The following is a 19,476-nucleotide window of genomic DNA, read 5'->3' as shown; positions in this document are numbered from 1 at the left end:
CGGATTTCGGATTTTCGATTTCGAATTTAGTAACATGTTAATTTAAAAGCCAATAGAGAGCGTAAAAAGCGCTTTTTTCATTGATGGATTAGAAATATTTCAATTGGACTATTTCGTGCAAAGATTCTGAAGTGCTAAGTTTTTTTGTGGTTGGGTGAAGAGGTTTAAGACGCGAATGCACCAAAAAAGAAAGACAAGCTTTGCGTCTTAGCGACTTTGCGAGCATAACAATCTTATACGTGTTTTAATAGCAAATTAATCAAAAACAGCATTATTTCTTATAAATCCCAAATCAAAACCTATATTTGCCCTCAATACAATTCTCAAGGGGTGCCTTGCTTTGGTTGCAAAACAAACTGCAGGTTGTTTTACCAAACTGAAAGACAGGCTGAGATCATACCCATATCACCAGGTTCGCTAAAAAGAACCGGGTGGTTGCACCTGATCCGGATAATGCCGGCGTAGGGATAAAGGTAAATAAGTTAAGTGTACTGTCGCTTTACCCTGGCGTACAGATGGTTTAACTCAATTTTGTTTTAACGCATTTTGAAAAATTTATTTGTGGCCGTAATGGCCCTGCTGTTGCCTGTTATGGCATCGGCCCAACTTTCCATTTCGGGAAAGGTTACCAACCAAGCCGGCGAAGCACTGCCCGGCGCTACCATCACTATTTTAAATCCGCAACAAAACACGGTTACCGATGCTGCCGGTAAGTACATTTTCAGCAATTTAAAAAACGGTAACTATACGCTAAGGGTTAGTTACATCGGTTATCAATCTTTAACCAAAACCACTGCTTTAGGTGCCGATCAAACACTCAACTTTACCTTAAGCCCCGGCGCTTTAACTACCGATGAGGTTACCATCACCGCCACCCGTGCAGGTAAAAACTCACCAACAGCCTTTACCAACCTCAGCAAAAAAGACCTGGAGAAAAACAACTTCGGCCAGGACCTGCCTTATTTGCTAAACCAAACACCATCGGTTGTGATCAGCTCTGATGGTGGTACAGGTATTGGCTATACAGGGATCCGCATCCGCGGATCTGACGCGTCGAGGATCAACGTTACGGTTAACGGTATCCCGCTAAATGATGCCGAAAGTCAGGGCGCGTTCTTTGTCGATCTGCCCGATTTTGCATCATCTATCAATAACCTTCAAATTCAGCGAGGTGTGGGTACTTCAACCAATGGCGCTGGTGCCTTTGGCGGTAGTATCAACGTGCAAACCGCTACGCGCAGGGATACGGCTTATACGCAATTGGATAACTCGGCAGGCTCATATGGTTCATTAAAAAATACTGTAAGTGCAGGTACAGGTTTGCTTGGCGGCAGGTTTAGTTTAGATGGCCGTTTGTCGAGGATCCGTTCTGATGGGTATATCGCCCGTGCATCATCACGCCTGAAATCATTTTTTGTGAGCGGCGCTTATTATGGCGATAACAGTACTTTAAGAGTAAACATATTTTCGGGGCACGAACGTACCTACCAGGCCTGGAATGGCGTTGCCGATTATGTAATTGGCGATGACACCCGCCCGGATAACCGCACCTATAACGAACTGGGCGATATGGGCAACAACGCCTATTACAAAGACCAGGTTGATGATTACCTGCAAAACCACTATCAATTACTATACGACAAAAAGTTTTCAGATAAACTATCCTTTAGCGGAGCCTTACATTACACCCATGGCGAAGGTTATTATGAAGAATACGTTAAAAGTGACAGCGTAAGCAATTATGGCTTAAGTCCGGTTATTTATGGCAAAGATACCCTATCAACCTCTAACATCGTACGTCGCCAATGGCTTAACAACAATTTTTATGGCGTTACTTATGCCTTAAAATATCAGCCAACCAATAAACTGAATTTTAATTTAGGCGGTGCATACAACGAATACAGGGGCGGGCACTATGGCAACATCATTTACAGCGAAAACAGTATTGGCGTAGGCCCTAACTATGAGTATTATAATAATGATGCTAAAAAGAAGGATTTTAACATTTTTGCCCGTGCGGAGTGGCACTTAGATAAATTTTTGCTTTATGCCGATATGCAGTACCGCCATATTAATTATACGTTTTATGGTATCGACCAATATCTGCAAGATGCGCAGCAAAAGGCACAGTTAAATTTCTTCAATCCCAAAGCCGGTGTTACCTATCAATTTAACGATCATAGCAATGTGTATGCTTCGTTCGCGGTAGGCAACCATGAGCCTAATCGCGACGACTATGTGCAGTCGCCGCCGCAAAACCGCCCTAAGGCCGAAAATCTAAAAGATTTTGAAGCGGGCTATCGCTTTAACTCATCTGTTTTCAGCGGAGAGTTGAACGCCTTTTATATGCTGTATAAAAACCAGCTGGTATTAACCGGCGCGTTGAATGATGTTGGCAGCGCCGTGCGCACCAACGTTAAGGATAGCTACCGCGCAGGTTTGGAGTTTAGCGGAAAGGTAAAGATCACCAGTCAGCTAAACTGGGGATTAACCGCTACCTGGAGCACCAACAAGATTAAGGACTATCACCAATTTTTCAAGAACGGTGACGAAAAACGAGTTGAAGAGGTGTTAGCTAAAACCGATATTGCTTATTCACCATCACTAACAGGCTCAAGTACCATCAGCTATAGCCCTATCAAAGGCGGCGAGATCGCTTTCCTGAGCAAATATGTTAGTAAGCAATACCTGGATAACACCATGAACCGTAACCCTGCAGGCTTTAACGTTACTCCCGAAAGCGCCGCTAACCCTTATGCTGCTAACCGCATGCTGAACAGCTTTTTTGTAAACGATGTAAGGTTGAGGTATAGCTTCAGCGTTCGTTCGGTTAAAAACATAACTGTTGGCTTGCAGGTTAATAATATCTTCAGCGAGAAGTATGAAAGCAATGGCGCTACCTATCCGGATATTGAAGGTGGAAGCATTGTTAACTATAACTACTACTTCCCGCAGGCACCACGCAACTTTATGGCCTCGTTAAGTTTAGGATTTTAATGAGCACTAATTTTTACGAATTGGATCGAATTTCACGAATTTAAATTTTGATATGCAACACTGGCTCGACCTGTTCTTAGAACAAATAAAGGAAACTACCTGGGTACAATGGCTTGCCGTTGCACTGGGTGTTACCGAAGTACTGTTGGCCCGCGTTAATAATATATTGCTGTACCCGGCAGGAATACTGGGTACCGCAATATCCATATTCCTGCTGATGGAAGTTCATCTGTATGCCGAATCGGTACTGAACGGCTACTACATTGTAATGAGCTTTTACGGCTGGATCTATTGGATAAAAAAACGTAATGAGCCTCCGGTAAAAATCAGCTACTCTACCAAAAATGAGTGGATCATCAGTTTAACCATAAGTATTGTAGGTTGGGTGGTATTTTACTTCCTCATCAAAAACCTGCCTGCTAAATATTTCACCCCATCAAATGTTCCGGGCTGGGATGCTTTGGTATCATCAACCGCCTGGGCAGGTATGTGGCTGCTGGCCCGCCGCAAAATGGAGAACTGGATCTTTCTGAATATTTCTAACTTTTTCAACGTACCGTTGATGTTTTACAAAAAGCTGCCTCTGTTTGCTATGCTGACTGTTTTCCTTTTCATTGTGGCGATATGGGGGTATTTTGAGTGGAAGAAACAGGTTGAGCGAGAGAGGTTAGTAGTTAGAGAAACGTAACAACAATCAGGAGGCACCTACGGATCCAAAAGCCTGTTTAACATTTTCTATAAACATGGTACTCCTACGGAGTTTAGAATTTTATAATATGCAAAACTCCGTAGGAGTACCATGTTTGTAGCAGTAAAACGTATCGGGGTCCTGGCTCCGTAGGTGCCTCCTTTCAATTAAGCGATGTTTTTACTATCAGGTGTTCAATTTTTAAAAGTGTAAACACCCTGCATTTTTTGAAAAATGAACACTACTAATAATCAACATTTTACAAAACCATCAAAATTTAATTTAGATCATTTTGAACAGGTGTGTATTGATAATCAATAGATTGCAATATGGGAGATCAAAACAATGAACACCCATTTTTCAAAAATTGAACACTGACAAAATACTGTCAGCATTACCAACAACCGAAGCGATGCAGAAAAGCTTTAAGCCTTCGGCTTTTCGCTTTCAGCTCAAATAATTTGTAACATATTTTCATAACTGATACCTATTGTATGTTAAGCAACCAATAACACAATTAAGGTGAATACCAACGAGAGCCATTTCATGCAGCTGATCAACCAGAACAAAGGGATCCTGTTCAAGATCTGCCGCATTTATATGGACAATCCGGCAGACCGCGATGACCTGCTGCAGGAAATGATACTTCAGCTTTGGCGGGGCTTCGGTTCGTTTAAGGGCGAAAGTAAATTCAGCTCGTGGATGTACCGCGTGGCGTTAAATACGGCCATTGTGTTTTTCAAAAAACAAAAACGCAGGCCCGACAGTGAGCAGATGCCCGAAGGCTTTGAACATCCCGATGAACCTGGCAATGCCAATGAAAAAGAAGAGCAACTGGCCCTGTTTTACCGGGCGGTACAGCAGCTCAACAAAGTTGAAAAGGCGTTAATTTTCCTCTACATGGAAAACCAGCCGTATGACGATATCGCTGCCAACCTGGGTATTTCGCCTGTAAATGTGCGTGTGAGGCTTAACCGTGTTAAAACAAAATTGAAAGAAATTGTAAATACATTAAGTTATGAACATTGACGATTTAAAAGATGCCTGGAACAGCGATGAGCCGCAAGGCATGCACCTTCCCGATAACACTCAAGTCTTAGGTAAAACCAATTCGGTGATTGATAAAGTGCGGAAAAACATGAAGTCCGAATTTATTGCCAGTATCCTCGCTTACCCGGTTTTGCTATGGTATCTGATAGCCCACCAACAATCATCGTTCTTTTTTAATATAGCGGTGATCCTCTTTTTTACCATATTTACGCTTAATACTTATTATTACATCCGCTTTTATGCTTTTTACAGATCGATAGCGAGGTACGATTTTAACATCCGCGAAAGCATCCGCAAAATAACCTACGAGCTGGAACTCAATTCCGAGATCTACAAAACCTATAACTTTTGCGTAACGCCGTTGGCCATACTACTTATAGGTGCGTTGTTTTGCAGTCGCGATTTTTCGAAGTACGTTTTGCAGGTACTTACTTCTGATGCTTTCCTGTCGCAGGGAGGATTATGGTGGATGATCTTCACATCCATCGCTACCATAGGGTTAACTTATGGTATCCATGAATATTATATCCGCTCGCTTTATGGTAAACATATTGATGAGCTTAAAATGATCATTAACGATCTGGGCGATGAAAGCTGAGACCGTTTTTAACTACACAAATGATGCATCCATCACAAAACTTAAAATCCGAATGGGTTGATACTATACGCAAAGTCGTCCCCGAAGCTGAAAAGGCAGGGAAGCTGCAGCCGTCTCAACTGGAACTCATTTACGAGCAAGGCTGGTTCAAATTCTTAGTGCCAAAGGCGTATTCGGGCTTACAACTTGATCTGCCACAAATGGTGCGGTTGGAAGAAAGCCTGGCCTGGGCCAACGGTAGCCTTGGTTGGGTAGTAACCCTTTGCGCAGGTGCTGCCTGGTTTGGTGGATTTTTAAATGCCGGATTTGCCGCGGAGATCATGACCAACCCGCAATTATGTTTTGCGGGAAGTGGAGCCTCAACAGGTACAGCAACCATTACCGGCGATGGCTACACTATTAATGGTACCTGGAAATATGCCAGCGGTGCGCATCACGCCACACATATCACCGCAAATTGCATCATCAAAAACGGCGATGAAACAGTATTGAACGATGCTGGTGAGCCATTGATATTGCCCTTCGTTTTCGACAGGAAAGATGTAACACTGTTCTCTGCCTGGAAATATGTAGGCATGATGGCAACGGGCAGCGATGCGTACGAAGTTAAAGACCTCTATGTAGATAAAAATCGTTGCTTCAAAATAGATCCGGAATACACCGTGGTAAACGAACCACTATATCGCTATCCCTTTTTACAACTGGCCGAAGCAACATTAGCCGCGAACCTATCCGGCCTTGCCGTGCATTTTCTTGACCTATGCGGACCAGCTTTTGAAGAGCGGATGAGCAACCCGAGATTAACCGATCCGCAGAAAAAATTCATTAAACAGTTATTAGCCGAGCAGACTGTTTTATTGAATGAGGTGCGGGCTGAGTTTTATAAGGCTGTGGATAATAGCTGGGCGAAATTTGAATCGACTGATGATAACGGATTGGATCAGGTGAGTGTAACGAGCCGCAAACTGGCCAAAGTATCCCGCGATAGTGTAGATAAGCTTTATACGTATTGCGGTTTATCGGCAGCTAATCCGGATACGGAAATCAACCAGGTTTGGAGGGATATGCATACGGCCGGGCAGCATTCGTTGCTTACGTTTTAGCGTCTCTAAAAATTAACTACCGCGGGTTTAGCGATAGCGTAACCCGTGGGAAAAACAGGTTAAGTCTCTGACTTAACCCCAATCGATCCATTTGCAACGGACTTAACGATAGCTTGACCAATGGCGAGTAGTTCATCCGATCTGGTGTTGCTTTTGGTTACTTAAGTCAGAGACTTAAGTAATTTTAAACCACGGGTTACGCTATCGCTAAACCCGCGGCAGATTAATCTGCCGCCCTTTGTAACAATCCCCATAGTTAACAAAAACATCATATTGCATCTTAATTGATTTGCTGATATTTGCCGGATCAAAAACTATTTTTCGCGATGAAGTTTAAACATCTGCTGTTCGTTTCCCTCTCCCTGGCTACCGTTTCGGTATCGGCACAAAAAAAGAAAACTGTAACACCTGCCGCCCCGGCATCAGCATCAGTACCACGCCCTAAACTGGTTGTTGGTTTGGTGGTTGATCAAATGCGCTGGGATTACCTGTACCGCTATTATGATCGTTACCAGGCTGGCGGTTTTAAACGGATGCTTAATGAAGGCTTTACTTGCGAAAACACCAATATCGATTATATCCCTACGGTAACGGCCGCGGGCCATACCTGTATCTACACTGGTTCGGTGCCATCTATTCACGGTATTGCGGGTAATGACTTTATTGTTCAGGCTACCGGAAAATCAATGTATTGTACTGATGATAGCACTGTTGTAGCTGTTGGCAGCACTTCAAAAGCGGGCCAGATGTCGCCGCGTAATTTGCTGGTTACTACTGTTACAGATGAGTTGAGGCTGGCTACCAACTTCCGTTCAAAAGTTATCGGTATAGCGTTGAAAGATCGTGGGGGCATCCTGCCTGCAGGCCATACCGCCAACGCGGCTTACTGGTTTGATGATGCCAGCGGCAACTGGATCACCAGTACTTATTACATGACCGGCCTGCCAGCCTGGATTACCAAATTCAACGATCAAAAGATCCCCGAAAAATATTTAAAACAGGATTGGAATACGCTTTACCCTGTTAACACTTACCTGCAAAGCGCTACCGATAACAGCCCTAAATATGAAGGTAAATTTGCAGGTACCGAAGCACCAACCATGCCGGTTAAAACTTCCGAACTTTATAAAGGCCGCATGGGCATGATCCGCTCTACCCCTTATGGTAACTCCATGACCTTAGATTTGGCCAAAGCTGCTGTTGAAGGCGAGCAATTAGGCAAAAACACAGTTACCGACTTTTTAGCTGTAAGTCTTTCATCAACAGATTATATCGGTCACCAGTTTGGCCCAAACTCTGTTGAAATTGAAGATACTTACCTGAGACTTGACCGCGACCTGGCTTCATTCTTCAACTACCTTGATGCTACTTTAGGCAAAGGCAACTACTCGGTATTTTTAAGTGCCGACCATGGTGCGGCCCATAATGCCAATTTCCTGAAAGATCATAACGTGCCTGCGGGTATCTGGGACGATGCCGCCACTCAAAAGGAAATGAATGCCCTGCTTAATGATAAATACAAGATAAATAACCTGGTTATCAGCATGGATAACTACCAGGTAAACCTCAATAATATCGCCATTAAAAAAGCGGGCATCAGCGAAGATGCTATCAAAGCCGATTGTATCCAATACCTGCAAAAAACACCAGCTGTTGAATATGCTGTTGACATGCAAAGGGTAAACCCGGTAACCATTCCCGAAGAGCTGCGTATCCGCATTATTAACGGCTATAATGCCGAGCATAGCGGTGTGATCCAGATTGTATTAAAACCGGGCTGGTATTCCGGCCATGGCGCAACAGGTACTACACATGGCACCTGGAGCCCTTATGATACGCACATTCCGTTGGTATTTATGGGATGGGGCATTAAGCACGGAAGCTTAACCCGCCAAACACACATGACGGATATTGCGCCTACTGTAGCATCACTGCTTCATATCCAGGCACCTGACGGAAACGTTGGTAAAACCATCAGCGAAGTTTTGAAGAACTAATTTCTATACTTTTCGTATAAAGTCCTGGGTTTAAGGTTGGCATACGCCTACTCCTAACCCGGGACTTTTTTATTTCAGGCTAAATACAATGAAAAAATATATCTCCAAATTTCATTACATCACACAGGATATGCCGGGCCGCAGCCATGTACAGCAGGTACAAATAGCTTGCAACGCGGGTGCCAACTGGGTGCAATATCACTGCATGACCAAGCCCGAAGATGAACTGATTGACGAGATAAACGAGATAGCCGAAATTTGCGACGACTGGGGCGCTACCCTCATCATAGCAAATCATTACGACCTGATTGACCGTGTTGACGCGCAGGGCGTACATATAGACGATATCGATGCCGACCTGCCAACCATCCGCAAAGTAATAGGCCCTGATAAAACCCTTGGCACATCCATTATCAACACCGGCGAGTTATTGAAGCTAAAGGATTTTAATGTGATCGATTATTTTACGCTCGGCACCTCTTTGGCCGGAGGGATCGATTATACCATCAGTGGTACCGATTATGCACGTTTAGGTGAGTTTTCGGCAGATACCCCGCTGATAGCTACTGGGAGCATCCAACCCAACGAGGTGGAACGTTTGCTGCAAACCGGGGTTGATGGCATAGCGGTATCATCAGTTATAAACCTTGCCGCCGATCCGGGCGAGAAGGTTAAGGAGTTTTATAGGATACTGTATTAGTAGCCAATACCCTATCGCCACTGCGAATAATAAAACCTGAGGCATCTGTAGGTAATATGACATTTTCCCATTTGTCATGCTGAGGTACGAAGCATCTTCTTCGCTCTGTATAGCGGCCATGCTTATCGAAGAAGATCCTTCGCTATCGCTCAGGATGACAACGTTTTTTTACTTGTAATGGGTAGGCGGATGTTTTCGCTAAGGAATCTTTTCAAATCCTACCGTCATAAAACATCCACGCGCCTCCTCTTATCAATAAAAACCTCATATTTATATTTTCATTCAATATTCATCTCGGCAATCTACATTAGCAATGTCATCACATCATATAGTTCGCGAAAAACAGGAGCCTGCTTTACTGGTTTTAAGTATAGATACTTTTGATGAGGAGATGCTGGGACAACTGCTGGAATGGAGCCCTACGGTTATTTGCACTGTAGATACTGCCGAGAAGCTGAATGTGCTGGGAATAAAGGTAGATTGGATAATAGGTGATGCCTCAACAGCCGATCTGCAATCAGATGTAAAACTGATGCCGGTTAGCGATGATAGTGTTACATCATCAGCTTTAAAATACCTGGTTCAAAATGGCTATCCATCAGTAAATGTAGTTGTTGACGATTTTGAATTAGGTGATTTCGAGTTATATGCCGACAAGATAAACCTGGTGGTGTTTAAAGGCAAACTGAAGATCTACCCGGTTAGTTCCGGTTTCAGCAAATGGAAACCCGCGAACGAGTTCATTGAATTACTATCCGAACCAGTAGGTTTAGAAACAAACGGACTTGAAGCCATTGGCGGCAACAGGTATAAAACCACCGGCGATGGTTTCTTTACCCTACAATTTGAACAAGCTTTTTTGTTTGTTGCTGAGGATATTGAGTAGCGAAACACGCAAACCATACGTACTGATAATATTGGTTCGCTTTTTGAATAAAAAATAATTAAAAACGCGTTAAACCGTTTAAACATTTAATAGTCTATATATTTATATCAGCAAAAATTACCAGCTGATCAGTTAAAAAATCTTTCATCATGAAAAGGACATATAAAAATCTGTTAACAATTGCTTTGGGGGGCTTGTTGAGCTTATCCTTAGCATTCAACGCTGATGCACAACGCGGTGGTGGATCTCGTGGCGGTGGTGGAGGCGGCGGCGGTGGCGGCTCGCGTCCATCCGGAGGTAGTAGTGGCGGAGGCGGCGGTTTTTCCCGTCCTTCTGGTGGTAGTTTTTCACGCCCTTCACAATCAGTTGGCGGCGGTCAGGCTATAGCACCTCCTTCACGTAGTTATGGTGCCAGTCCGCGTGGCAGCATTGGTAACTCTGTTAGCCCTTCATCGGGTCAATACGGTGGCCGTAGCAGCTATGGTATCAGGCCTAACCCTTCATCAGTTGCACCACAACGTAGTTATGGTAGCACAGGCCGTACAGTATATGGTGGTGTTGGCGCACGTAACGGTTATTCTTCTGTAGATAGGCGCTCTTATAATGGCGGTCGTGGTACTTTTTACCGTGGTAACAGTTCTGTTTACGGTGGCCGCAGGGTTTATCCTGGCACTTATGGTTACGGTGGTCATTATGGTGGCCGTGGCGGTTACTTTGGCAACCACTTTTATTACCCATACCGTAACTATTACTGGTCAAACTATTACCCACGTTTAGGTTTTAGCATTGGTTATTTACCTTATGGCTACTATCCTTTTTGGTGGGGCGATTATCAATACTACTATTCTGATGGCTTATACTACCGTCAGTACAATGACCAATACACCGTGGTTGAACCACCGGTAGGTGCCGAAATTAAAAACCTGCCTTCGGGTGCCGAGTCGATCACCATCAATGGCGAACAGTATTATGAGTTGAATGGTGTTTACTATCAGCCATATACTAAAGACGACGGAACTCAGGTTTATGTAATTGCCGGTAAAGACGGTCAGTTAAATACAGATCAGGGTGGCAATGGTGATTATGATCAGGGCCCACAAATTGGCGACATCGTTAAAGATTTGCCAGCCGATTGCAGGAAGATCAAAATAAACGGCGAAAAGCTGTTTGTATCTCCGGATGGTTTCTACTACCAGGAAACTCAGGATAACGGAAACAAAGTTTACAAAATTGTAGGCACCCCATCCGACGATCCTGAAGATAACAACGTTGGCGATAGCGATCAAAACCCTAACCAACAGTAATTAATAAAAATTCAAAATAAGTGCTAAGGCTGCTTCTGTAAAGAGGCAGCCTTTTTTATTTCTACACGGATTGATTAGCGCGGCGGTGAGGATTTAAACGAATTTCACGAATGAAAAGCGCAGAGGTTTATAACTAATTAATGAACGAATTTTAAATAACATGTATTCGAGTCCATTCGATCTAATTCGTGAAATTCGTGTTCAATCATTTTTATGCTATAAAAGTATTAGAACACAGCCACGTTAATGGTTAATTTTATTGCACCATGAAATACCATTTATACCTGCTATTCTTATTCATCAGCAGCATTGTATCAGCCCAAAGCAAACCGCTAAAACTATTTCCGGCAAGCGATCAGTTGATAAGATATATTGGCCGTTTTGAAATGACAAACCCAGATGCGCCACGCGTTTGGACGGCCGGGGCTTATATGGAGGTACGGTTTAAAGGCAAACAATGCGAGGTATTGGTTAATGATGAGGTGATGTACGGCAAAAGCCACAATTACCTTGAAGTTGTGGTAAACGATAAAAAGCCTTATCGCATTAAAACCACCGGCAAAACAAATATTATCACTATTCCGGATAGCCTGCTTAACGACGGTGCTAATACATTGCTAATCTGCAAAGACACCGAAACGCACATCGGATACATTGAGTTTGCAGGCATCCGCTGTGCGCAGCTGCTTCCCATTAAACATCAATCTAAACATAAAATTGAATACTATGGCGATTCCATAACCAGCGGCGCAGGGATGGACCTGTCAGAAATACCCTGCGACAAAGGCGAATGGTACGATCAGCATAACGCCTACATGACCTACGGCGCCCGAACCGCCCGCAACCTTGATGCCGACTGGCAACTTACCTCGGTAGCCGGAATTGGCCTGGTACATAGTTGCTGCGATATGAAAGTAGTGATGCCGCAGGTCTACGATAAACTCTATCTCCGTAACGATTCGCTAAACTGGGATTTTAAACGGTACCGGCCTGATGTGGTAACCATCTGCCTTGGACAAAATGATGGCGTTCAGGATTCAACTTTGTTTTGCAGCGCGTATGTTAAGTTTATCGATACCCTTCGATCTAAATATCCTGATGCGGATATCGTATGCCTTACTAGCCCGATGGCAGACGAGAAACTTACGCCGGTTTTGAAGCGATATCTTACTGCTATTACCACCTTTGAAAACAGCAAGGGAGATGGTAAGGTATCCAAATACTTTTTTTCGAGGAGATATTCGAATGGTTGCGGCACCCACCCCGATCTGGCCGAAGATGAGTTGATAGCTGATGAACTTACGGCTTATATTAAAAGGTTGAAGGGTTGGTAGATGGCTAATTCATCACTTCCGTGCAAAGTGGCTTAATCCCCGATCGTCATTGCGAGGTACGAAGCAATCGCACATGAAGCCGAGGGGCTATGCAAATCCCCCTGTACAGTTCGCGATTGCTTCGTACCTCGCAATGACAAGTTTAAAATAGGTGTCATGCTGAGCTTGTCGAAGCATGGTGAGCAGAGCCTCTGCGCGCGACTCTTCGACAAGCTCAGAGTGACAGGCCTGCCCGCAAATGTCATATCTCCTTCAGATGCCTCAGCTTTTACTTACTCGCAATGACGACTTTTATATTTTTTTAGCGGGCATACGCGCTCACTCGTCTGAACTCGATTTCATAATTCTCAATTCTGCTAATTTTTTTAGGATTTAGCGTTTTCTTTTCTGAATTTTACATTTATGAACAATCTGCCGCCATTAGCCGAACGCATGCGCCCCAAATCATTGGATGATTATGTAGGGCAAAAACATTTGGTGGGGCAGGGAGCGGTATTGCGTAAAGCCATCGAATCGGGAGCTTTGCCATCAATGATTTTCTGGGGGCCGCCAGGGGTGGGTAAAACTACTTTGGCTTATATCATTTCGCAGTCGCTGTTCAGGCCATTCTTTGCTTTGAGCGCTATTAACTCAGGCGTAAAAGATGTGCGGGAGGTAATTGAAAAAGCATCCCTCATAAAAGCACAAGGCGGCATATTGCCTATTTTGTTTATTGACGAGATCCACCGTTTCTCCAAATCACAACAGGATTCACTATTAGGTGCTGTTGAACGGGGTATTGTTACGCTGATAGGTGCTACTACCGAAAACCCCTCTTTCGAGGTGATCTCGGCTCTCCTTTCCCGTGCGCAGGTTTATATATTGCAGCCCTTGGCCGAGCAGGATCTCATCGATCTGCTAAATAAGGCGATGAAGGAAGATGAGGTATTGCAGCAGAAAACCATCACTATACAAGAATATGAAGCGCTGTTACGCCTATCAGGTGGAGATGCCCGCAAGCTCCTCAATATTTTCGAACTGCTGGTAAACGCATTTGATCAAAAAGAGGTGGTGCTTACCAACGAAATTGTGCTGGAACATGTTCAGCAAAACATGGCCCTGTATGATAAAACCGGCGAACAGCATTATGATATCATTTCGGCCTTTATCAAATCTATGCGTGGTTCTGATCCTAACGGGGCAGTTTACTGGCTGGCCAGGATGATAGTAGGTGGTGAGGATCCATTATTCATCGCCCGACGCATGCTGATCCTTGCTTCGGAAGATATTGGCAATGCCAATCCCAACGCTTTACTACTGGCGCAAAGCTGTTTCGAAGCCGTGAACAAGATCGGCATGCCCGAGTCGCAATTGATCCTATCGCAAACGGCAATTTATTTGGCCACATCGCCTAAAAGCAACTCGGCCACTACGGCCATTGGTGCTGCTATAGCTTTGGTAAGGCAAACCGGCGACCTGCCCGTGCCTTTGCACCTGCGCAATGCCCCAACCAAATTCATGAAAAACATTGGTTACGGTAAAGATTATAAATACGCCCATAGCTACGAAGGCAACTTTACCGACCTGGATTTTTTGCCCGATGCCCTGCGCGGAACAAAAATTTACGATCCCGGTAACAACGCGCGCGAAAACGAATCAAAAGAAAAGTTAAGAAAGCTTTGGGGCGACAGGTATAAATACTAATTTACGCCCACGCTACGGTGCATACTTAAACACAAGTATGCAGAAACCTTAACCAATATATCTATGATCTCTACCTTCATTTCGCATGAACTAAAAGCCTTTTGGCGATCAAAAAATACAGGTAAAAGTATTGCTATACGTGTAGTAATGGGTTTAATGATCCTTTACCTGTTTGGCTGTGTGCTTCTGGCTGGTTTGTTTTTGAATGATATTCTGGAGGGAGTTTTTAAACACGAGGATGTCACCGTATCTTTTTGTGGCATAATCCTCATTTACTTTTTGTTCGATTTATTGATGCGCCTTCAATTACAGGAATTACCAACCTTGAAGGTACAGCCTTATTTGCACCTGCCGGTAAAGCGCAACACCGTTGTTGGCTATCTCGCTTTCACGGCCATGCTATCATTTTTTAACCTATGGCCTATAGTGCTGTTTGTACCCTTTATTTTAAAGGTGATCATTGCCGATTCGGGCGCGATAACCGGCATAGCGTTTATTGTGGCTATAGTGGCGTTAATGCTTTTTAACAACTATTTTTCATTGTTTATTAAGCGCAAGGCTAACCTTAATGGCTGGATTTTTCTGGGGTTTGCCGCCGCTTTGATCCTTATCATAGCAGGCGATTTCCGGTTTCACTTCTATTCGGTCCGTAATATTTCATACCTGTATTTTGGGCACCTCATTACTAACCCGGTATTGGTGTTGGTGCCTGTGATACTGGCCGCGGTAATGTATTATATCAACTTCGCCTACCTAAAACAAAACCTGTACCTCGAAGAACTAAGTTCACGCAAGGCATCGGCCTATAAAAGCAGTACCGACTTCCCGCCGCTAAGCCGCTTTGGCCGTGTAGGCGACCTGGTAGCTAACGAGCTAAAGCTGATATTCCGTAACAAACGGCCACGGTCGGCCCTGGTAATGGGGTTGTTTTTTATGTTTTATGGATTGATATTTTATACCAATTCGCAGTACGGGCAAAACTGGTATATTTTTGTGGGGATGTTCATGACCGGTATTTTCATTATCAGTTACGGGCAATTCATGTACAGTTGGCAGGCGGCACATTTTGATGGTTTGCTGGTAACCAAAATCAATTTTGCCGATTTTTTAAAAGCTAAATATTTGTTGTTTACCATGGTATCAACAGTAGCTTTTATCCTTACTATACCCTACGCTTATTTTGGCTGGAGAATAGTGCTAGTCCATTTTGTAATGTACCTCTGGAACATAGGTATTAACACAACCATTGTGCTGTTTTTTGCCAACAGAAATGCCAAACGAATTGATTTGACTAAAGGTGCCTCCTTTAACTGGGAGGGCGTGGGCGCTACACAAATGCTGCTTTCGTTCCCGCTTATTATAACGCCTTATATTATTTACCTGCCCTTTTCGCTGTTTAAACATGCCGATATAGGTTTAGGTATCCTTGCCGCCATAGGCATCATATTTATTTTAACCCGCGATTTCTGGATCAAAAAGCTGGAAGCGGATTTTATGCAAAAACGATACACCATTGCCGAAGGCTTCAGAAACAAATAACATGATCGAAGTAAGAAACATCAAAAAAATTTACAACGGTGTTACTGTTGTAAACGTACCCTCGGTACAAATAAATAAAGGCGAAAGCGTTGGCCTGGTAGGTAACAACGGTGCGGGCAAAACCACGCTGTTTCGCATGGTGCTTGACCTGATCAGGGCCGAAAGCGGTGAGATCATCTCGAACGGTGAAGTAGTTGCCGGAAATGAAAAATGGAAGGATTACACCGCCGCCTACCTCGACGAAGGTTTCCTTATAGATTACCTCACCCCCGAAGAGTATTTTTACTTCATCGGCGGCTTGCATAATTACAATCGCGCCCATGTAGATGAAGTGCTGGCAGGCCTCACAGACTTTTTTAATGGCGAGATCATCAAAAAAGGCAAATATATCCGCGATCTATCCAAAGGTAACCAATGCAAAGTTGGTGTAGCAGCCTGCTTGCTACAAAACCCTCAACTGCTGATGCTGGATGAGCCTTTTGCAAACATAGACCCAAGCACCCAGTTCAGGCTCAAAAACCTGCTTAAAGATCTGAATAAAAATAAAGGCGTAACCACCATAGTATCAAGTCATGACCTTAACCACATAACTGATGTGTGCGACAGGATCTTGCTGATGGAAAAAGGGGTTATTATTAAGGATATTGCCACTAATTCATCGACTTTGAAGGAGTTGGAAGAGTATTTTGGGGTGATGGCTTCACCTGAAACGGGAAGTTAACTTTCAACACATGTCATTGCGAGACACGAAGCGATCGCATACTATACAGGGTGGATTTGCTTCCGTGCGATTGCTTCGTTCCTACCCATGACATAATTAAGAAGTGGGTCATGCTGAGCCTGTCGAAGCATGGTGGGTAGGCCTCTGCGCTCGACTCTTCGACAAGCTCAGAGTGACAGGCCTGCCCGCCAAATGTCATATACTCCTTCAGAGGCCTCAGCTTTTATTACTCGCAATGACATGTAGTTATTAACGGGGGTATTCTACTTATGGGGCAGTAGTAGTAGCCAATAGATCATCCGTCAGCTTTTCAAATTCGTGAGTGAATTCCGTGTAATGCTCACCTGTGCCAGGGCCGCTAAAGCCGGTGTGAATTTTTTGCACATCGCCGTTTTTATCAATGATGATAGTTGTAGGGAAACCAACCACCTTTGCCAACATCGGCAGGCTCTCGGCGGTTTGCTTTTTATCGCTGGTGTAGCCGGTTACCAGTAGCGGGTAGGTTACATTAAACCTGTCTTTTACCTGTTGCAGGGCTTTTTTTGATTTTTCAAAATCAGTAGTGCGCTCATAAGCGAGGCCAATTACTTCAACGCCTTTATTATGGTATTTTTTATAGTAGTTAACCATGTAGCCGGTTTCGTCCATGCAGTTTGGGCACCATGAACCTAATATCTGCACAATAACTACCTTGTTTTTAAAACGCGCGTCATCTAATGATACCGTTTTGCCCTCCAGATCTTTAAAGCTGAAGGCTATTTTCTTGTAACCGGGTTTTAATGAAGTGAGTGAATACGCATCGGGTAGTTTAGCGTTTTCATCTTTTACGGCTTTCCATCCTTCTATTGCCGAATAGCCGGCGTAAAACTTGCCATCAGTTATCGTTTTGTCATCATTAATGGTAGCAGTAAAAGTATAAGCGTGGCCGCCATCAAAGGTGGATAAGTAGAGTTTATTGCCACTAACCGATCCTTCTAAAAAACGATAATCACCTGTAGTGGTTAAGAATGTGCCTGTAAGCTTATTGCCGGTTTGCTTAAACTCGCCGACAGTAGTATCGGCACTTGCCCCTTCTCCAAACACTGCCGACCAGCGGCCGGTTATATTTGCAGCCGGCTTCTCAGCATCTTTAAAAAAGCGCCATGGGGTATTAGGGGTAGCATTAAATTCAATCAGCAGATCGTTATCGGCCAAATGCCTTACCCAATTGCCGCTTAGATTTTCACCATTAAGTTTTAGCTTAAATTCGGAGTTGAACAAGGGCATATGGATAAAAACAGAATCGCCTTTAGTAACTACATCGGTTACTTTAAAACGTTCGGTACTGTTGATAATGGCGAGTTGTTGTTTGCCACCGCTATTGGTTACATCAAAGTTGAAAGGAATTTCGGTGCCCGATTTGGTTTTGAGCGCGCCGCGCCACACACCCGTTTTGAGCTTGGTTTGGGCAAAGCTGGTTTGCAGCAATAGCAGGCCGCAAATACCAGCCGCGATATTTTTGAAAGTCATACTTAAATATATAGTCTACTAATTCTATATACTTTCAAAGGTATAAAAACAACACCGTTATTTCAACACCCCGCGCGAAATGACAATTCTTTGAATTTCAGATGTCCCCTCGTAAATCTGGGTTATTTTGGCATCGCGCATCAGGCGTTCAACGTGATATTCCTTCACATAGCCGTAGCCTCCGTGTATCTGCACGGCCTCGGTAGTGGTGCGCATGGCCACTTCCGAAGCATAAAGTTTGGCCATTGATGAAGCCTGCGCATAGGGCTTGCCACGATCTTTAAGCCAGGCCGCTTTGAGGCACATTAACCGGGCAGCCTCAATTTCGGTAGCCATATCGGCCAATTTAAATTGAATAGCCTGGTGATCGGCCAGCGATTTGCCGAAGGTTTTCCTTTCTTTAGCATATTGAACCGAAAGCTCATAAGCACCCGAAGCTATCCCCAAAGCCTGCGAAGCTATACCTATACGCCCGCCTTCCAGCAAACTCATGGCAAACTTAAACCCGAAACCATCTTCGCCAATGCGGTTTTCTTTAGGCACTTTAACATCGGTAAACATCAGCGAGTGGGTATCCGAACCGCGTACACCCATTTTATTTTCTTTAGCACCAACTGTAAAACCGGGCATTCCCTTCTCTACAATAAAAGCGTTGATACCATGGTGTTTCTTTTCGGCATCGGTTTGGGCCATTACTATATAGGTAGATGCTGTGCTGCCGTTGGTGATCCAGTTCTTAGTACCGTTAAGCAGGTAATGATCGCCCATATCGATAGCCGTGGTGCGTTGCGAGGTAGCATCTGATCCTGCTTCTGGCTCCGAAAGGCAAAAAGCGCCAATCTGCTGACCGCTGGCTAATGGTACAAGATATTTCTGCTTCTGCTCTTCGCAGCCGTATTTTTCCAGCCCGTAACACACCAATGAGTTATTTACCGATACCACCACCGACGTAGACGCATCAATTTTTGAAAGCTCCTCCATCACCAGCACGTATGATATGGCATCCAGGCCTGCACCGCCATATTGGGGCGATACCATCATGCCTAAAAAGCCAAGTTCGCCAAGCTTTTTAATTTGCTCGGCCGGGAATTTTTGAAGTTCGTCGCGTTCAATAACGCCGGGTTTTAATTCGGTTTGGGCAAAATCTCGCGCTGCCTGGCGTATAATTTTTTGCTCGTCGGTCAGTTCAAAATACATTGGTATAATTTTAACCTAAATATACAAATTACTATGCATGCATAGTAAAAAAGTAGAAACAAAAAAAGAGAGCCTTTTGCGAAGCTCCCTTTCCCCTAATTAATTTAAACTATTGATTAAACCCAAAACAAAGAACAAAAAATCTCAACTTGGGCGTCTGAGAATTCAAT

The 19,476-nt window shown here is 44.0% G+C and carries 15 protein-coding genes and 1 riboswitch; of the genes, 13 read left to right on the top strand and 2 right to left on the bottom strand.

Going from position 1 to position 19,476, the window contains the following annotated elements; translation table 11 throughout:
• Positions 1–361 precede the first annotated feature (361 nt).
• Positions 362–485, top strand: a riboswitch (TPP riboswitch).
• Between the two features lie 61 nt (positions 486–546).
• The 13 genes from AAFN85_RS14540 to AAFN85_RS14480 all read left to right on the top strand — a co-directional run bounded on the left by AAFN85_RS14540 (position 547) and on the right by AAFN85_RS14480 (position 16,600).
• Positions 547–2,997 (top strand): TonB-dependent receptor, encoded by a 2,451-nt coding sequence (locus AAFN85_RS14540; RefSeq protein WP_347528172.1) that lies wholly within the window; start codon positions 547–549, stop codon positions 2,995–2,997.
• 52 nt (positions 2,998–3,049) lie between these two features.
• Positions 3,050–3,685 carry a nicotinamide riboside transporter PnuC gene (gene pnuC / locus AAFN85_RS14535; RefSeq protein WP_347528171.1) on the top strand — a complete coding sequence of 212 codons (636 nt, stop codon included), beginning with the start codon at positions 3,050–3,052 and terminating at the stop codon, positions 3,683–3,685.
• A 522-nt stretch (positions 3,686–4,207) separates the two neighbouring features.
• Positions 4,208–4,714 carry a sigma-70 family RNA polymerase sigma factor gene (locus AAFN85_RS14530; RefSeq protein WP_347528169.1) on the top strand — a complete coding sequence of 169 codons (507 nt, stop codon included), beginning with the start codon at positions 4,208–4,210 and terminating at the stop codon, positions 4,712–4,714.
• Positions 4,704–5,333 (top strand): hypothetical protein, encoded by a 630-nt coding sequence (locus AAFN85_RS14525; RefSeq protein ID WP_347528168.1) that lies wholly within the window; start codon positions 4,704–4,706, stop codon positions 5,331–5,333. The genes AAFN85_RS14530 and AAFN85_RS14525 overlap by 11 nt, the downstream gene beginning before the upstream one ends.
• A gap of 20 nt (positions 5,334–5,353) precedes the next feature.
• The gene (locus tag AAFN85_RS14520) at positions 5,354–6,436 is read left to right on the top strand and encodes an acyl-CoA dehydrogenase (RefSeq protein ID WP_347528167.1); all 1,083 of its coding nucleotides are present in this window, start codon (positions 5,354–5,356) and stop codon (positions 6,434–6,436) included.
• Positions 6,437–6,762: 326 nt separating this feature from the next.
• Entirely contained in the window at positions 6,763–8,433 is a 1,671-nt protein-coding gene (pafA, locus tag AAFN85_RS14515) for an alkaline phosphatase PafA (protein WP_347528166.1), read from the top strand.
• A gap of 88 nt (positions 8,434–8,521) precedes the next feature.
• Positions 8,522–9,133, top strand: a complete 612-nt coding sequence (locus AAFN85_RS14510) for a thiamine phosphate synthase (protein WP_347528164.1) — start codon at positions 8,522–8,524, stop codon at positions 9,131–9,133.
• 313 nt (positions 9,134–9,446) lie between these two features.
• Positions 9,447–10,019 (top strand): thiamine diphosphokinase, encoded by a 573-nt coding sequence (locus tag AAFN85_RS14505; protein ID WP_347528162.1) that lies wholly within the window; start codon positions 9,447–9,449, stop codon positions 10,017–10,019.
• Between the two features lie 149 nt (positions 10,020–10,168).
• Positions 10,169–11,323 (top strand): DUF6515 family protein, encoded by a 1,155-nt coding sequence (locus AAFN85_RS14500; protein WP_347528161.1) that lies wholly within the window; start codon positions 10,169–10,171, stop codon positions 11,321–11,323.
• 266 nt (positions 11,324–11,589) lie between these two features.
• Entirely contained in the window at positions 11,590–12,657 is a 1,068-nt protein-coding gene (locus tag AAFN85_RS14495) for an SGNH/GDSL hydrolase family protein (protein WP_347528160.1), read from the top strand.
• 402 nt (positions 12,658–13,059) lie between these two features.
• Positions 13,060–14,340, top strand: a complete 1,281-nt coding sequence (locus tag AAFN85_RS14490; protein ID WP_347528159.1) for a replication-associated recombination protein A — start codon at positions 13,060–13,062, stop codon at positions 14,338–14,340.
• A gap of 63 nt (positions 14,341–14,403) precedes the next feature.
• Positions 14,404–15,879, top strand: coding sequence for a DUF5687 family protein (locus AAFN85_RS14485; RefSeq protein WP_347528157.1), 1,476 nt, complete (start codon positions 14,404–14,406; stop codon positions 15,877–15,879).
• A 1-nt stretch (position 15,880) separates the two neighbouring features.
• Positions 15,881–16,600 carry an ABC transporter ATP-binding protein gene (locus AAFN85_RS14480; protein WP_347528156.1) on the top strand — a complete coding sequence of 240 codons (720 nt, stop codon included), beginning with the start codon at positions 15,881–15,883 and terminating at the stop codon, positions 16,598–16,600.
• A gap of 267 nt (positions 16,601–16,867) precedes the next feature.
• On the opposite strand, the gene AAFN85_RS14475 is transcribed toward AAFN85_RS14480, so the two are convergent.
• Positions 16,868–18,109: a TlpA disulfide reductase family protein gene (locus AAFN85_RS14475; RefSeq protein WP_347528155.1), complete on the bottom strand. Its 1,242-nt coding sequence runs from the start codon at positions 18,107–18,109 to the stop codon at positions 16,868–16,870.
• A 57-nt stretch (positions 18,110–18,166) separates the two neighbouring features.
• Complete coding sequence (locus AAFN85_RS14470; protein WP_347528153.1) at positions 18,167–19,306, bottom strand: acyl-CoA dehydrogenase; 1,140 nt, start codon at positions 19,304–19,306, stop codon at positions 18,167–18,169.
• Between the last annotated feature and the right edge of the window lie 170 nt (positions 19,307–19,476).

The sequence above is a fragment of the Mucilaginibacter sp. CAU 1740 genome, from assembly GCF_039839285.1.
Taxonomy (GTDB): domain Bacteria; phylum Bacteroidota; class Bacteroidia; order Sphingobacteriales; family Sphingobacteriaceae; genus Mucilaginibacter.
The sequence above is the reverse complement of the archived record's forward strand: the minus strand, read 5'-3'. Positions and strand labels throughout refer to the sequence as shown.

Excerpts from the sequence above, each read along its gene's own strand:
- pnuC (WP_347528171.1), top strand. The coding sequence starts at position 3,050 with ATGCAACACTGGCTCGACCTGTTCTTAGAACAAATAAAGGAAACTACC.
- AAFN85_RS14525 (WP_347528168.1), top strand. The coding sequence starts at position 4,704 with ATGAACATTGACGATTTAAAAGATGCCTGGAACAGCGATGAGCCGCAA.
- AAFN85_RS14520 (WP_347528167.1), top strand. The coding sequence starts at position 5,354 with ATGATGCATCCATCACAAAACTTAAAATCCGAATGGGTTGATACTATA.
- pafA (WP_347528166.1), top strand. The coding sequence starts at position 6,763 with ATGAAGTTTAAACATCTGCTGTTCGTTTCCCTCTCCCTGGCTACCGTT.
- AAFN85_RS14510 (WP_347528164.1), top strand. The coding sequence starts at position 8,522 with ATGAAAAAATATATCTCCAAATTTCATTACATCACACAGGATATGCCG.
- AAFN85_RS14505 (WP_347528162.1), top strand. The coding sequence starts at position 9,447 with ATGTCATCACATCATATAGTTCGCGAAAAACAGGAGCCTGCTTTACTG.
- AAFN85_RS14500 (WP_347528161.1), top strand. The coding sequence starts at position 10,169 with ATGAAAAGGACATATAAAAATCTGTTAACAATTGCTTTGGGGGGCTTG.
- AAFN85_RS14495 (WP_347528160.1), top strand. The coding sequence starts at position 11,590 with ATGAAATACCATTTATACCTGCTATTCTTATTCATCAGCAGCATTGTA.
- AAFN85_RS14490 (WP_347528159.1), top strand. The coding sequence starts at position 13,060 with ATGAACAATCTGCCGCCATTAGCCGAACGCATGCGCCCCAAATCATTG.
- AAFN85_RS14485 (WP_347528157.1), top strand. The coding sequence starts at position 14,404 with ATGATCTCTACCTTCATTTCGCATGAACTAAAAGCCTTTTGGCGATCA.
- AAFN85_RS14480 (WP_347528156.1), top strand. The coding sequence starts at position 15,881 with ATGATCGAAGTAAGAAACATCAAAAAAATTTACAACGGTGTTACTGTT.
- AAFN85_RS14475 (WP_347528155.1), bottom strand. The coding sequence starts at position 18,109 with ATGACTTTCAAAAATATCGCGGCTGGTATTTGCGGCCTGCTATTGCTG.
- AAFN85_RS14470 (WP_347528153.1), bottom strand. The coding sequence starts at position 19,306 with ATGTATTTTGAACTGACCGACGAGCAAAAAATTATACGCCAGGCAGCG.